The 14,798-nt window shown below is 60.5% G+C and carries 10 protein-coding genes and 1 pseudogene; 6 read left to right on the forward strand and 5 right to left on the reverse strand.

Going from position 1 to position 14,798, the window contains the following annotated elements:
* Positions 1 to 448: 448 nt before the first annotated feature.
* From AWB74_RS41215 to AWB74_RS41235, 5 genes are all read right to left on the reverse strand, one after another.
* On the reverse strand, positions 449 to 1,963 hold the full coding sequence (locus AWB74_RS41215) for a purine-cytosine permease family protein (protein ID WP_235024901.1): 1,515 nt from the start codon (positions 1,961 to 1,963) through the stop codon (positions 449 to 451).
* Positions 1,964 to 2,002: 39 nt separating this feature from the next.
* Positions 2,003 to 3,679 (reverse strand): GMC family oxidoreductase, encoded by a 1,677-nt coding sequence (locus AWB74_RS41220; RefSeq protein ID WP_061152305.1) that lies wholly within the window; start codon positions 3,677 to 3,679, stop codon positions 2,003 to 2,005.
* A gap of 56 nt (positions 3,680 to 3,735) precedes the next feature.
* Positions 3,736 to 6,237 (reverse strand): CoA transferase, encoded by a 2,502-nt coding sequence (locus tag AWB74_RS41225; RefSeq protein ID WP_061152298.1) that lies wholly within the window; start codon positions 6,235 to 6,237, stop codon positions 3,736 to 3,738.
* Positions 6,238 to 6,428: 191 nt separating this feature from the next.
* Positions 6,429 to 7,328 carry a transcriptional regulator GcvA gene (gene gcvA / locus AWB74_RS41230; RefSeq protein WP_061152299.1) on the reverse strand — a complete coding sequence of 300 codons (900 nt, stop codon included), beginning with the start codon at positions 7,326 to 7,328 and terminating at the stop codon, positions 6,429 to 6,431.
* 871 nt (positions 7,329 to 8,199) lie between these two features.
* Positions 8,200 to 9,054, reverse strand: a complete 855-nt coding sequence (locus tag AWB74_RS41235; protein ID WP_061152300.1) for an alpha/beta hydrolase — start codon at positions 9,052 to 9,054, stop codon at positions 8,200 to 8,202.
* A gap of 31 nt (positions 9,055 to 9,085) precedes the next feature.
* Here AWB74_RS41235 and AWB74_RS41240 point away from each other — a divergent pair, with 31 nt between their 5' ends.
* The 6 genes and pseudogenes from AWB74_RS41240 to AWB74_RS41265 form a co-directional block, all read left to right on the forward strand.
* Complete coding sequence (locus AWB74_RS41240; RefSeq protein ID WP_327363172.1) at positions 9,086 to 9,961, forward strand: AraC family transcriptional regulator; 876 nt, start codon at positions 9,086 to 9,088, stop codon at positions 9,959 to 9,961.
* A gap of 111 nt (positions 9,962 to 10,072) precedes the next feature.
* Positions 10,073 to 10,537, forward strand: a complete 465-nt coding sequence (locus AWB74_RS41245) for a RidA family protein (RefSeq protein WP_087039506.1) — start codon at positions 10,073 to 10,075, stop codon at positions 10,535 to 10,537.
* 7 nt (positions 10,538 to 10,544) lie between these two features.
* Positions 10,545 to 11,867 (forward strand): adenylosuccinate synthetase, encoded by a 1,323-nt coding sequence (locus tag AWB74_RS41250; RefSeq protein WP_327363174.1) that lies wholly within the window; start codon positions 10,545 to 10,547, stop codon positions 11,865 to 11,867.
* A 12-nt stretch (positions 11,868 to 11,879) separates the two neighbouring features.
* Complete coding sequence (locus AWB74_RS41255; protein WP_200822108.1) at positions 11,880 to 12,512, forward strand: pyridoxamine 5'-phosphate oxidase family protein; 633 nt, start codon at positions 11,880 to 11,882, stop codon at positions 12,510 to 12,512.
* 149 nt (positions 12,513 to 12,661) lie between these two features.
* Positions 12,662 to 14,035, forward strand: coding sequence for an MFS transporter (locus tag AWB74_RS41260; RefSeq protein WP_061152304.1), 1,374 nt, complete (start codon positions 12,662 to 12,664; stop codon positions 14,033 to 14,035).
* Positions 14,036 to 14,097: 62 nt separating this feature from the next.
* Positions 14,098 to 14,798 (forward strand): annotated as a pseudogene (locus AWB74_RS41265) (NADP-dependent malic enzyme); the annotation flags it as partial.

The raw sequence follows: 14,798 nt of genomic DNA on the forward strand, positions 1-14,798 counted from the left end.
GCCGATCAAGTGGAAATATGACGATCCTTCGCGTCGGATCCGTCCGGTGCCAAATCAATGACGCGGTCGACTAGCAAGAGAAGCATCTTTACTGATGGAGCGCTATGAAGCCAAGAAGACTATCGGTAAGCTCACGGGCGGAACGGTACTTCCGATCCGGGGTAAGCGGCACTCAGCAGCGCTGTAGCACAAAGCGGACTCGTGCTCCAGGAAAGCAGCGGGATGCGACTGGCTACCGAGGTGTCGCAGAACGGCCACAACCTGCCATTCAGCGAGCGGATGAACCTGCCGTTGGAACGACTGCACAACTCCGCTAACAGCCATTGCTCGCGCACATCAACGAACGGCTGCGATGAGTGTAATTCATAGCTTCAAGAAGTAACCGTGCAGACAGCGTCTGCACGGGCCATCCCCGACGCGCTATCACAAGTGCATGCCACGATCTGCTTTACAGGATCGAATCAATGCCTCGATCCGCCTCACGTGCCAGATCTAGCTCCCGGCGGATGTCCATCGAACGACAACTCAACAGATAGACGGCGGCCGACACAACAAGTCCAATGACCATCCCAACGTCGATATTCCCTAGCATTCTTGCAACGGGACCGACATAGAATCCCGTCGACGAAAACGGCAACATCGCAGCAAAGCCAATGAAATAGGCGCCCAGACCACGCCAGTTCCATCGCCCGTACAAGCCTCGCGGATTGAATATCTCCCGCACGGAGTATTCCGTTTTCCGGACGAAGTAGAAGTCGACCAGATTGATTGCTGTCCACGGCGTGAACAGATACAGCAGAACGCCGAGGAAGTCGCCGAATTTCGCCATGAAGTCGCCGGAAGCCGCGAGTGCGATAGCTGTCGCGACGACTGCAACGACAATAAGGCTGACAAAACGCGCTCGCATGGTCGGTTTCGACAGCTTCAGCGAGTCCGCGATACTCATGAGCGTCAGCGACGCGCCGTAGAAGTTCAGGCTCGTCATCGTCACGAGCGTGGCAACGGACAGCACGAGAGTCAACCCACCGAGGCCGGGATAGATGGCATCGCCCACCTGCTTGACCGCAGCGCCGATATCGGTCTTAACATGAATGGCCGCAGCCGCTGCACCGATCAGCATCATCCACGCGCCGCCGATGAATGCGCCCAGATACGTCCACCAGAACGACGTCCGCACGCCAACATTCGCCGGCATGTAGCGCGAATAGTCAGACACATAGATCGCCCAGCTCAACTGATACGCCGCTGCGGCGAAAAATTGCACGAAGAACGGCACGCTACGAAACCCGCTCACGCTGAACATGGCCGCATCGAAATGCACGGTCGTCACAATGCCGATAGAGAGAATCGACAGCACGACGACCATCATCACCGCGAGCCATTGCTGAGCCTGATGAATCCAGTCGTGACCGAGAAATGCTACAGCAAGCGACAGGACGGTGAAGACAATCAGCCCAACTCGCGCGTCGATATGCAGAAGATGATGAAGCGAATCGCCTGCCAGCACCTGATTGAATGCGTTATAGCCCACGTAGGTAACGAGCGCGACAATCCAGACAAGCAACGCGCCCATATAGCCGAATTGCGGTCTCGACTGGATCATCTGCGGCAGGCCGAGTTGCGGCCCTTGCGTCGAATGAAACGCCATGAAAAAAGTCCCAAACGCCGCGCCAAGCACCGCGGCAATTGCGGTCCAGAGCAGGTTCGACCCCATCGCGCCGCCCAACGCACCGACGGCCAGCGTAGCGATCTGCGTCGACCCGGAAAACCAGATCGTGCCGAGCTGCCAGATTTTCCCGTGACGCTCCGCGTGCGGAATATAGTCAATCGAGCGACGCTCGACTCCCAGGCGCGGCTTCGCGGGCTCCGCGATCACCGTAGAGCTGCTATGTTGCATCACTGTCTCCAAGAGTTTTAATTGTCGCGGGGTCAGCGGGGCGCCACCCGCCCGCGCATTTCGCATGCGATTCCTGCATCGGGATCGCATGCGGGAACTACGTGTTCAGGCGACCAGCACCGCGCTATCGCGAACCTGTGCGATGATTCGCGCATTCGCCCAATCTTCGCGAATCATGTCGCTGGCGCGTTCAGCGATCATCAAGGTGGGTGAGTTTGTATTGCCTGAGGTGATCGTCGGCATGATCGAGGCGTCGACCACTCGCAGCCCCGTCACCCCAATCACGCGCAAACGCGAATCGACCACCGCATCGCTGTCTTCGACACGCCCCATGCGGCACGTGCCGACCGGATGAAAAATCGTCGTACCCACGTTGCCCGCGGCGCGCTGCAACTCTTCTTCGCTCTGGAATTCCAGGCCCGGAAGCACCTCGCGCGGATTGAACGGCGCCAATGCGGGCGCCGCCGCGATCCGTCGCGTGAGGCGAAGCGCATCAGCGGCGACCTTCCGGTCTAGTTCAGTTGACAGATAGTTGGGCGCGATACGCGGTGGCGCGAGCGGGTCAGCGGACGTCGCGTGAATGCTGCCGCGCGATGTCGGTCGCAATTGGCAGACCGACGCCGTAACCGCGTCGAACGAATGAAGCGGCTCACCGAAGCGATCCAGAGAGAGCGGCTGAACGTGGTACTGGACGTCGGGCCTGTCCGTGCTGCCGTAGCTTGTCGAGGTAAAGATTCCCAACTGGGAGGGAGACATCGCCATGGGTCCGCTGCGGTCCAGCGCGTATTGCAGACCGATTCGCATTTTCCCCCACAACGATGCGCTCAGAGTGTTCAGCGTGGTCGCGCCATCTATGCGAAACACCATGCGCAGTTGCAAATGATCCTGCAGATTTTCGCCGACGCCACGCCGCGCGGCACGTACCGGGATGCCCAGCACCGCCAATCTGTCCGGGTCGCCAATCCCGGACAATTCGAGCAGCTTCGGCGAATTGACGGCACCCGCGCACGAAATCACTTCGCGTCGTGCCCTGGCCTGCATCTGCACGCCTTCAGCAGTGACTTCGACTCCCACGCAGTGCGTACCGTCGAATTTCAGGCGCTCAGTTTGAGCCAGTGTCACGACAGTTAGATTGCGGCGATGTGCAGCGGGCTTGAGAAAAGCCTTCGACGTATTCCAGCGAATGCCGCGCCGCTGATTCACATCGAAGTAGCCCACGCCGTTGTTATCGCCCCCGTTGAAGTCCGTGGTCGCCGGAATGCCGCTCTGCTGGGCCGCTTTTGAAAAGACTTCGAGTATCGGCCAGCGCAGGCGCTGCTTCTCGACGCGCCAGGGACCACCCGCGCCATGCAATTCGCTCGCACCGCCATGGTAATCCTCGCTGCGGCGGAACACCGGCAGGACTGATTCCCAGCGCCAGCCCGCGTCGCCGGTGCTTTGCGCCCAATCGTCATAGTCTTCGCGCTGGCCGCGCATATAGATCATGCCGTTGATCGACGAGCAGCCGCCCAGCACGCGCCCGCGTGGATAGCTGAGCGAACGGCCGTTTAAGCCTTGCTCCTCCTCGGTGCGGAATTTCCAGTCGGTGCGCGGATTGCCGATACAGTACAGATAGCCCACCGGCACATGGATCCAGTGATAGTTGTCTTTCCCGCCGGCCTCGAGCAGTAGCACCGATGCCCTGGCATCTTCGCTCAGACGATTGGCGAGCGCACATCCCGCAGTCCCGCCACCGATCACGATATAGTCGAATTCGCCGAGTGACTGCCGTTTCAATGTCATTTCATTTTGCATAACTGATAATGTGTTGGATCTGAATCGATTGAACTGATGGTCGATCAGCTGGGCAGATATTCGTTCGACCAGCTCACGCCAATTGCGCCGCGGTCGATAAGCGCATCAATCAGCCCTTCGGAGTAGCCGAGCGAACGCATGACCGCGCGCGTCGAAGCGCCGAATTTTTCGGCGGGCGCGAGAGCACGAATGGTTGCATGCGTCGGGCGAACCGCTACCGGATCGAGCTGGGTAACACGGTGGCCGCTGGGATGCGATTCGTAGACACTAAATGCATAGCTGCCCAGATCGATACCGGGTTGGCCGTCGGCGGGGCGGCTGGCGCTGCGACGCAGATTGTCCAGATTGTCGGGTACGGCGGCCGCGATGTTTGCGGCTTGCAGCCTGGTTTGCCAGCTTTCAGCACCGTCCGATGCGATCGCCCGGGCAAGAAAATCTGCCGGTGCCGGAGACGCAGCGATGCCGCGCAGACCCTCGACATCGTCGAGCCGTTCGAACTCGCTTGCGTCCGTATGCACGTAGATCCAGCCGTCTGCCGCGCGGAAAAACTTCGACAGCGGCCCGAATCCCGATGCCTCGCGTCCCGACGGTTCGTCGAACGGCGCGCGGCCAGCGTAGTCGTAGCAGAATGGAATCTGCACCAGGTTGCCGAGCGCGGCCAGCGACGTCCGCGCGCGGCCGCCCTCTCCGGTGCGGGCCTTCCGGTACAACGCGGCGGCCACACCCAGCGCCGCTGCGAAGCCGCACATCACGTCGATGGTGCCGACATGAGCGTGCTCCTCCGGCGTAGCCATACCACCGCCAAAGCGCACCATGATGCCCGTGCAGGCCTGGATCAAATCGTCATAGCCCAGATAGTCGGTTCGCGGGCCGCGGCGTGGGCCGCCGAAGCAATCGAGCTGGCAGAACACGACACCGGGATTGAGCGCGCGCAGGCTCGCCTCGTCCAGACCCAACGGGGCAAGTTGCCGGTCCGGCGCATTCATCACGATCACATCGACCGAGCGGGCCAGCGTCTGGAACACCTGCCGCCCCTCGTCCTTGCCGAGATCGACCAGAATGCTTTGTTTGCCGCGCGCCGACGACATTCCAAAGACAACCGTATTCCACGGATCGTAATTCGGCGACACCGGATCCAGTTTGATGACCTCCGCACCGAAGCGTCCGAGGAACGACGTCGAATGCGGACCGGCGATCACGTTGGTCAGATCCAGAACGCGCACACCATCGAGCCAGCCGCCCACGCCATCGTGCGGCTTGACGGCGCGCATCGGCTGCGCCGTGGCGTCCAATGCGGCGATTGCCTCGGCGACGGGCACCGTACGACGTGGCTCGGGCGACAGCATCGCTTCGGCACTGTCTTCGAGCCAGGCAACCGGCCCTGGCTGTTTCATCATGCCAAACTCGCCATCGTGAGATTCCAGTACCAGGCCGGCGGCGTTCGCATGCTCGTCGTGCAGCCATTCCTGCGTGCTGCGGTGTGCGGCGCCAGGAAAGCCGCCTTCTCCGAAAATTCGCTCCCATTCGGCCGAGGTCCTAGTCAAGAAGACCGCCTTCATGCGCGCGGAAATGCGCGCAGCCCAGTGCGCCGGCAGCGGGTACACGCCGAGCGATGCGTCGCCTTCCCATTCACCCACAGGGCGATAGCAATCGGCGACCGTCGGCAGTCCGGCCTCAACCATTTCTTCGTAGAGACCCATCGCCATGAGGCAACGCTTGGCGTGTGCATTATGCGAGGGGCAAACCGCGTAGAACTTGCGCCCATCGGCACATTCGTAGGTGCGATAAAACGGGTCGAGATATTCCTGCAAGGCCTCGTACGAGAGATCCATCGGCAACCCGTTTGCGCGACGGCGCTCGACTTCCTTTTCGCGGAGCGTTTTGTAGCGCTGCGGATAGTCGTCGATCTTGATCGAGTTGTACGAGAGTCCTTCGAGAACCGCCGACGAAAGCGGCACTTCAATACCGTCGCCGCGCCCCGTACGTTCGCGCGACTGGAGTGCGAGAACGACGGAAGCAACACCCAGCATCGTGCCGTACGACGAAGCCAGCGGCAGCGGCGAGAAGCTGGGATTGATGCCCATCAGCACGCGGTTCTGTCCCATGTCCGTAAAGACGCCGGACGCCGATGCGATGATCGGCTCGAACGCGCGCCACTCGCGGCGCAATGCATCGTTACTTGCGAATCCCGGCAGGGAAAGCGTGATCAGGTCCGGGCGTGCTGCGCGCAGTTCCGCGAAGCAGATGCCAAGCCGGTTGAGCACGCCTGGGCGGAAGTTCTCGATCACGACGTCAGCACGCTCGATCAGCGCGTGGGCATCGGCCCGGCCTTCGGCGGTTTTCAGATCGAGCCGGACCGTGAGCTTGTTGCGATTGAGTACGGCATTGACGGGGCTGTCCCAGAGCGGGCCGCCAGGCGGATCGATATGGATCACCTTCGCGCCGAGATCAGAGAGGATCATCGCGACCGCCGGCCCGGCGATGTATTGGCCGAAGTCGACCACGTTGACGCCGCTAAGCGGGCGCTTGTCTTGTGCTTCCGTCATCTCCGTCCTGCCTCCAGCACAGCGGCGCGTGGCCGTCTGCTGCTCGTCGTGTTATGGGCTGGCAGCGCCTTGCCTCGATCGGCGGTGCGATCAGGCGGCGCGCCCGGAACAGACTTTCGGTCAGAGCGGAACGGCGGTAAAGCTATAAAAAAAACGACTAAGGGTTGGTTTCTTTTATGGCTGCGCTGGCATCAGGCGCGGGCCTGGTCGGCCGTCTCGACAAGCCAATCGACAAAAGCCTTTGCATTCGGGTTAACGATGCTGTGTGGCGAATACACAAGCCAGAACGCTTCCTCAGTCGGCAAATGAGGTTTGAGCGGGGCAATCAACTGGCCGCTCTCCAGCATCTGCTCGACGAGTGAGGAACGTGCGAGCGCAACGCCCTGTCCGAGCTCAGCCGCCTTGAGGGCAGAGATCAGCGTGTCGAAGTGCATGCCGGAAGAAGAGTCAACCTTTGCTGCGCCTGCCTTGCGCAACCAGTAGCCCCAGCCCTCTTCGTACCCGAGCACGTGCAGCAGTTCGTGACCTGCGAGATCCTTTGGCTTCGCGAGCGGACGGCGCGCGGACGGCAGATCAGGCGCGCAAACCGGTAAGAGCGTGTCCCTGGTCAGGCGCTCCGCGCGCAGACCGGACCATTTTCCATGGCCATGGCGAATCTCCAGATCGGCGTCGACGTCGGTCACACAACTGTCTCCGCCCCAGATATTGCTGGTGATGCGCAAGCTGATATCAGGATGCAGCTCGCGAAACGCAGGCAGTCGGACAGCGAGCCATTGCGTATAGAAGACGAGGCTGACGCGCACGGTCAGTACGCGAAGATTGATGCGACCGAAAATTTCGTCAGTCGCAACAGCCAGCCGCTCGATCGCTTCGTGAACTACCGGGAGGTAGGCTTGGCCCGCATCGGTCATTTCGATTCCGCGAGGAAGGCGGCGAAACAGCGCCGTCCCAAGTTGGGATTCGAGCCCTTTGACCTGCTGACTCACGGCCGCCTGCGTAAGGTTGAGCTCATTCGCCGCATGCGTGAAACTCAGGTGACGCGCCGATGATTCAAATGCACGAAGCCAGTTAAGCGGAGGCAGTCTTTTCATCTGGAAGATGTCTTTTGTCCTGGGCGGTATCGAAATGATGAGGGTCGACCATTTAACGGGCGACGTCCATTATTTTGACAGTTCTTGTGACGCAAATCGCGAGGTTCCCCGCGTGCAGCCAAGCCGGCGTCGCCGCGCAAGACACACGCGCTCCCGCAGCGTTTGACGTGGTTCGCCCCAATCTCGGTGGTCAATCCGCTACTGGTCTCAAACGAAAGCGCATCGTAATGATTTAGCCGCGAGCTCCAGCGAATCACGGTATCGGATGAGCGGAGGCGGGTTCCTGCAACAACTTGCCGTTCTCCGAGTGGAACGAACCTGCCGTTGGAGCGACTGCACTACTCCGCTAACGGCCACTGCTCGCGTGCAGCAACGAACAGCTGCAAAGGGTCGGGTGCCGAAGTTCGCCCCGCGTTCTCGGAATCACACAGCACTTGACCCGCGAACTTCGGCCACCGGCCACTAAGCGCCGTTCGATCCCAACCCTAGTGAGACGTCCGAATGTCCGATTGGCCTTCGAAAGTGCCCCTCCGTTTCTGACAAAACAAGGGCGCACACGTAGGTAGCCTTCACGGGATTCCACCAGGGCTGCGTAGACGCTCGCCTGCGAAAGCCGACGAAGGTCCGCGCGAGGCGTCGCCTGCGTCGCGCGCGAGATTCGCGCGCCGCCGCGACCAGGAACATGGGTCACACCGATCGACTCATGCTACGCGATGTGCGGGAGTTTCGTGGCCGTGACGCTGGGATTGTCAGATCATGATCCAACCCAGATGGAAGCCGCAGCCAATCGAGATTCCGATCGCCCAGCGCACGCCGACGGCCAAAATGCAATGTCGTTCGGCCGCATACCTAGTGGGATGATTGTCGACGCTTACGATTCGATCATTTCGATAACGGCCTTTGATAGTGCCGCGGCCGGTTCGCCGAGACGATCGACCGCGTCGAAATGATGTCCGTCGGCTTGTCGGACGATCCGCACGTTCAGCCCATGGTTGTTCAACAGCGTCTGATACTCAGCCTGCAACCTATGGAACTCGTCCGATTCGTCGCCGCCGACCGTCAGGATGAAGGGCAACGGCCGCTTGGGAAGATGAAACTTCGGGCTATACGCGCGTACCTCCGCGTCGTCTAGTCCCACGACTTTATTGAGGTAGCAAAGACGAATAGGTTCGAGATCGTACAGACCGCTGATTGCGCAGGCGCCCTTCAGGACATCGTTCGGCAGGCCGCGGCTCTCCCAGTCCGTCCCCGCAAGAGTGGCGGTCAGATGTCCGCCTGCAGAGCTTCCGGATACGAAGATCGCGTTGCGATCGAAGCTCAGTTCCTCCGCGTTTCGATAAAGATTCGCGATGGCCTCGATGTTGTCAGACACGATATCGGCCATGCGCACGGAAGGCGCCAGCCGGTAGTTGATCACGGCAACGTTGATGTCCGCATCTAGATACGGCCGGGCGACAGTGCTGAAATCCGACTTGTCGAGGGACTGCCAATATCCCCCATGAATGAACACCAGCACGGGGCGCCCGTTCGTCCTGGCAGGAAAGAAATCGTACGCCTGCTGCGCGTCGTTCCCGTAGCGAAGGTCTTCGCGGACCGTGTGCTCCGCGCGAAAGCGTTTGCTTTCCGTTTTCCACCTTGCGAACACTTCGAGATGGTCTGGAATGCCCGCGCGGACGTTGTATTGATTGTCGAGCGCCTCTTGATCGAATGAGCGGTAAACCGGCATGCTGTACCTCGAGAAACAGATGAGTGTTTGAATGATCGATCCGGTCCGTGGATCGTCTTCAACCGTACCGCGACTCGGTTTGGCCGGCGCGCGCGCACGTGACAACGATCAACGAGGAAACGCCATGTTCGGAAAAAGCGAGGACCGTGAGGATTATCAGGCAATCGCGCGGCCCGTGGGAGGAATGGCCCGTGACCTGCCGGACCGGTTCTTTATCGACTATCACGCTCACGTCCGAGGTCAACTCATTTACGCCTACGCGGGATCGATACTGGTCACTGCCGACGGCGGCTCGTGGGTCGTGCCGCCCCAACGCGCCGTTTGGGTTCCGCCAGGGGTCAGGCACTGCATGCAGGCCGTCGGCAAGATCGAAATGCGCACGCTCTACTTCGCGCCGCAACGCACACCGCTCGACGCGTCGAATTGTTGTGTTGTCTCCATTTCTCCGCTTCTTCGGGAACTGATCGCGGCCATCGTCGCGATGCCCGTCGACTACGACGAGCAAGGAAGAGACGGGCTCGTCGTTGAACTGCTCTATCGCGAGGTGAAGCCGTTACAGATCGAGCCGTTGCACTTGCCGATGCCGGCAGACGAGCGCATCGCGCGTATATGCCGCTGGATTATCGCGAACCCAGCAGAAGAAACCTCGCTCGAGTCCTGGAGCAAAGTTGTCGGGGCAAGCGAGCGGACCATTATCCGGCTCTTTCCGGATCAGACGGGCATGACGTTCACGCGCTGGCGTCAACAGGCGCGATTGCTAGCAGCGGTCCAGATGCTGGCCGAGAACCGCTCGGTCACCGAGATCGCGTCGGTGCTCGGCTATGACAGCCCGAGCGCCTTCAGCGCGATGTTCCGCAAATCGCTTGGACGAAGCCCCAGCGAGTTTTTCAGGGTGATGCCGGAGTGATGAACTTGGCATTTACGCGATAGAGCGCGACCTATCCGCGAGAGCATGACGCCCGCGCCCTCTCCAGAATGATGTTGAGCCGCCTCGTTCCGGCGGCGTCAAGGAGAGAAGATGTCAATTTACGATCGCATTAAGGAAGCGGGTCTCAGCTTGCCCGTCCATACACCGGTCCGTGCAGCGTTCAAACCATTCAATCGACACGGAAACTTGCTGGTCATCTCCGGGCAATTGCCGGTTCGTGACGGCAAGGCACAGTGGACCGGGTCCGTGCCGGAAGTGGTGTCCGTCGAGGATGCGCGCAGCGCAGCGCGACTCTGCGTGCTCAACGTGCTTGGATGGGCGCACCTGGCGACCGACGGCCATCTCGAGCGCATCTCGAATGTGCTGAAAGTCGGCGGTTACGTTGTCACGTCTGCAGGCTTCGCCGATGCACCGACGATCATCAACGCGGCGTCGGAACTGATCAATCAGCTCTTCGGCGAGCGTGGCGAACATGCGCGCATCGCAATCGGCGTCGCTAGCCTGCCGATGAATGCGCCGGTGGAAGTGGAAGCGACCTTCGTCGTCGAAGACTGAGATGACTATGACGCGCGGTTACGCGGACGTTCTCGTCGGCCTTCAGTATGGCGATGAAGGCAAGGCCAAGATCATCGACCATCTGGCTCACGCCTACGACATCATTGCTCGGTTCAACGGCGGTGCCAACGCGGGGCATACCGTCCGTACGCCGCTGGGAAGCGCGAAGCTAGCGCAAGTGCCATCGGGCGCATTTCACCCTGACAAGCTGCTCTATATCGGCTCGGGCTGCGCGGTGAACCTCGAGAAGCTGGCCGGCGAGATTGACGCGCTCGAACGCGCCGGCCTGACCCTCGACGGACGGCTGCTCATCAGCGGCCGTTGCATCGTCGTGCAGCCCGTTCATGTCCGCATGGACGTGCTACACGGATCGGACATCGGAACGACAGGAAACGGCATCGGTCCGTGCTATGCAGATCTCGCGCTCAGAATGCGCTCCGAATGCCGTACCGTCGTTCAACTTCGCGATTTGCACAAGAACCTCGACCTCGCCTTCGGACAGATGGCAGCGTACGACCGCCTGTCGGCACCTTGTTCCAAAGCGCATGAGGCCGATATTGCCGCCACCTTCCATCGACTTCGGGCGGCGTGGACGCGCATCTTGCCTTTCGTGACGATGGACGACCTATTCCTGACCCGACTGGTGAGAGCGGGCAAGCGGGTGCTTTTCGAGGGCGCGCAGTCGTTGCAACTCGACGTGTCGCTAGGCGATCAGCCTTATGTCACGTCGAGCCATACGAGTGCATCCTTCGCCTACGTCGGTGGCGACCTCTCGTGCCACTTTCACCGCAAGACGATCGGCGTGGCGAAAGCGATCGTGTCGCGCGTGGGTGCGGGGCCTTTTCCCTCTGAATTCGGTGGCACGGCGTCTGCGTCCTACTGTGCCCGGGCCGCCAAGGAGGGGACCGGGCACGAAGCCGAACGCGCGAGGTTCGATCCGCGTGCGCTTCTTGCATCCGGCGATCCGTTCGAGCTCGGAATCGCGCTGCGGATGCTGACGGACGAATACGGCACGGGCAGCGGGCGGCCCCGGCGCATCGGCGCACTAGACGTTTCGCAGCTTGCCGACGCGGCAAGTCGTCACGCCGTAGACGAGATCTATCTCAACAAGTGCGACAGCCTCGCCCTGTTCCCCAACAAGGCGTCGGGCGCCATTCCGGTGTTCGATGAAACGTCGCTTCGCTGGTTCCCTTCCTTCGCGGGACCGTTGAATGCCAGTTTGCCCCCTTCGCTGCGCGGTCTGATCGCGCATATCGAGCGACGAACCGGAAGCCGTATCGCAGGCATAGGCACAGGTCCGGCGCGAGACGACATCATCTGCCTTCAATGAACCACATACACAATGACCCCATCCTTCCTTAACGTTCAAATGCGTCGAAGCGATCTCGCATGGACAGACTGGCCATCGATTCTCGCTTTCCTGAAAGATGAACTGATTTGCCGGGTCGCCGTACACGACACGCCTTTTCCGTACGTGCTCGCGCAGAGCTTCACCTTCACGGGGGATACATTCCTTATCCACTGCTCCCGCTTTGGCAGCTTCGCTCAGAAGCTGCGTGAGCACCGGCACGTCACCATCGAGGTGGACAGGCCGGTCGCGCTGCTTAAGGCGCCGAAAGGACAGAATACGAGTCTCGAGTATTACAGCGTGATTGCCCGTTGCCATGCGTCCATCGATGACGACACCGAAGGCGTCATTCGCCACCAGAATCAGGCGCTGGATAAGTTTCGCCCCGAAAAGGACTATTCGCCAATCGAACAGGGCGCGGCCAATCAGATCATCGCGATTCGCTGCGCTGTAATTGAGATGACGGCAAAGAAGCGCATTCTCGCCGACGGACAATATTCTCCGCCTGGCCAGCACCAGGCTCCGTATCTTCGCTACCCGTTCGCCGCAGGCGCGACGGTGTCCGGCCTCGCTCCCGATGCGTTCGATCCGAACCGATTCGCCAAGCGCGATCAGGGCGATGTGTAGCCGTTGCGCGGCAGCATAACTTGGCGTAAGCGCGACCATCGACGACATTTCCTAACGCGCCTGTCTTCTTTTGACGACTGATAGTGGTTCTGCCGCAGGGAAGTAATTCGGCAAATCCACGTACAGGAAGTCACCGAGGAGATACTCGAATGAAGATGGGCAATGTCGACGTCACATGCTTTGGCGTGGCAGACCGGCTCGAAAGACTGCCGGTTTGCGGTTACCACCGCTGGCTATTTATGATCATTTCGCTTGCGTTTTTCTTTGACAACGTCGACCTCGCCACCATGACGTTCGTCCTGGGTTCAATCAAGTCGGAGTTCGGTTTGTCGCCTGCGCAAGCCGGCCTGCTGGGCAGTGCAGGATTCGTAGGGATGGCCTGCGGTGCCGTCTGCTCGGGAATGCTAGCCGATCGTTTCGGACGTAAGCCGGTGTTCCAAATCAGTATGGTCGTGTGGGGAATAGGAAGTTTGCTGTGCTATACCGCGAGCGACGCGACCGAACTGGGCATTTACCGCGTGCTGCTGGGCATCGGCATGGGCATGGAGTTGCCGCTTGCTCAGACGCTCCTGTCCGAGTTTATTCCGGCGAAGAGCCGCGGTAAGTACCTCGCGCTCATGGACGGAAACTGGCCAATCGCGTTTGTGTGCGCGGGCTTGCTGTCCTACGTCGTGCTCCAATCGCACAACTGGAGAATGTTGTTCCTCATCGAATCGATCCCCGCCTTGTTTCTGTTCGTCATCCGCCGCAGCGTGCCGGAATCTCCGCGCTGGCTCGAATCGCAGCGACGTCACGAAGAAGCCGAGCAGATCGTCTCAAGTATCGAACAGACGGTAATGAGCAAACTGAAGATCGACACGCTTCCGCCGGTCACGCTTTCGGTGGACGCCCGTCATCATGAAGCGCGCGGTCTGAAGGTGCTTTGGTCCTGCGCCTATCGTCAGCGGACCATGATGGTCGGCGTGCTCTGGTTCTTTGCGCTGTTGGGCTTTTACGGACTTAACACGTGGCTCGGAGCATTGCTTCAGGCATCTGGTTCTGCGGTGACAAAGTCGGTGTTGTTCACGGTGTACATCTCGTTGGGCGGGATCCCGGGTTTCCTGACCGCTGCGTGGGCCGTCGAACACTGGGGCAGAAAAGCGACGTGTGTCGCGACCCTGCTCGGTGGGGCGATCATGACCTATGTCTTCGGTCATGCAGCGCAATGGGGTGCGTCCTCGGCGGGATTGATCATAACGGGTGCCGGAATGCAGTTCTTCGCCTTCGGCATGTGGGCCGTGCTCTACGCTTATACCCCCGAACTCTATCCGTCGCGTGCTCGAGCAACGGGTTGCGGGTTCGCGTCGTTCTGCGGACGGATCGGCGCATTGCTCGGGCCTACGCTCATCGGGTGGATTTTGCCCGTCGTACAGCAAGGCGGGGTGTTCATCTTCGGAGCAACGTGCTTCGCTATCGCATCGCTCGTTGTACTGCGATTCGGCGTCGAGACACGCGGCGAAGTGCTCGAAGCCGTGTCGGAGTGACGTGGAAATCGTCAGGACGTTTTTGTCAACATTGTTTCAAAGAACCACGCCAACCGACCTATATGACCCAAGACGAACGAGCGGCGCTTGCCGCCGAGGCGCTCAACGATCACGAATTTCCAACTCCGGGGAAGATCGAGATGGCGTCGACCAAGTCGATGCTGACGCCGCGCGATCTAGCATTGGCCTATACACCCGGCGTCGCCAGCGCCTGTGAAGCGATCGTCGAAGATCCGCTCAATGCCGCGCGTTTCACCGCGCGCAGCAACCTCGTGGGCGTCGTGAGCAATGGCACGGCCGTGCTCGGTCTCGGCAACATCGGGCCGCTCGCGTCGAAGCCGGTGATGGAAGGCAAGGCGGTGCTCTTCAAGAAGTTCGCCGGCATCGACGTGTTCGATATCGAGCTGAACGAGAACGATCCGCACAAGCTCGTCGACGTGATCGCTGCGCTCGAACCGACTTTCGGCGGCATCAATCTGGAAGACATCAAGGCGCCGGACTGCTTCATCGTCGAGCGCGAGTGCCGCAAGCGCATGAAGATTCCCGTCTTCCACGACGACCAGCACGGCACGGCGATCGTCGTCGCGGCGGCGATCACGAATGGTCTGAAGGTGGTGGGCAAGAACATCGGCGAAGTGAAGCTCGTTGCGTCGGGCGCGGGTGCGGCGGCGCTCGCCTGCCTGAACCTGCTCGTCGATCTCGGCATGAAGCGCGAGAACATCTACGTGACGGACCTGGCCGGCGTGGTCTACAAGGGCCGCAC

Source organism: Caballeronia arvi, assembly GCF_001544695.2.
GTDB classification, from domain to species: Bacteria; Pseudomonadota; Gammaproteobacteria; order Burkholderiales; family Burkholderiaceae; genus Caballeronia; species Caballeronia arvi.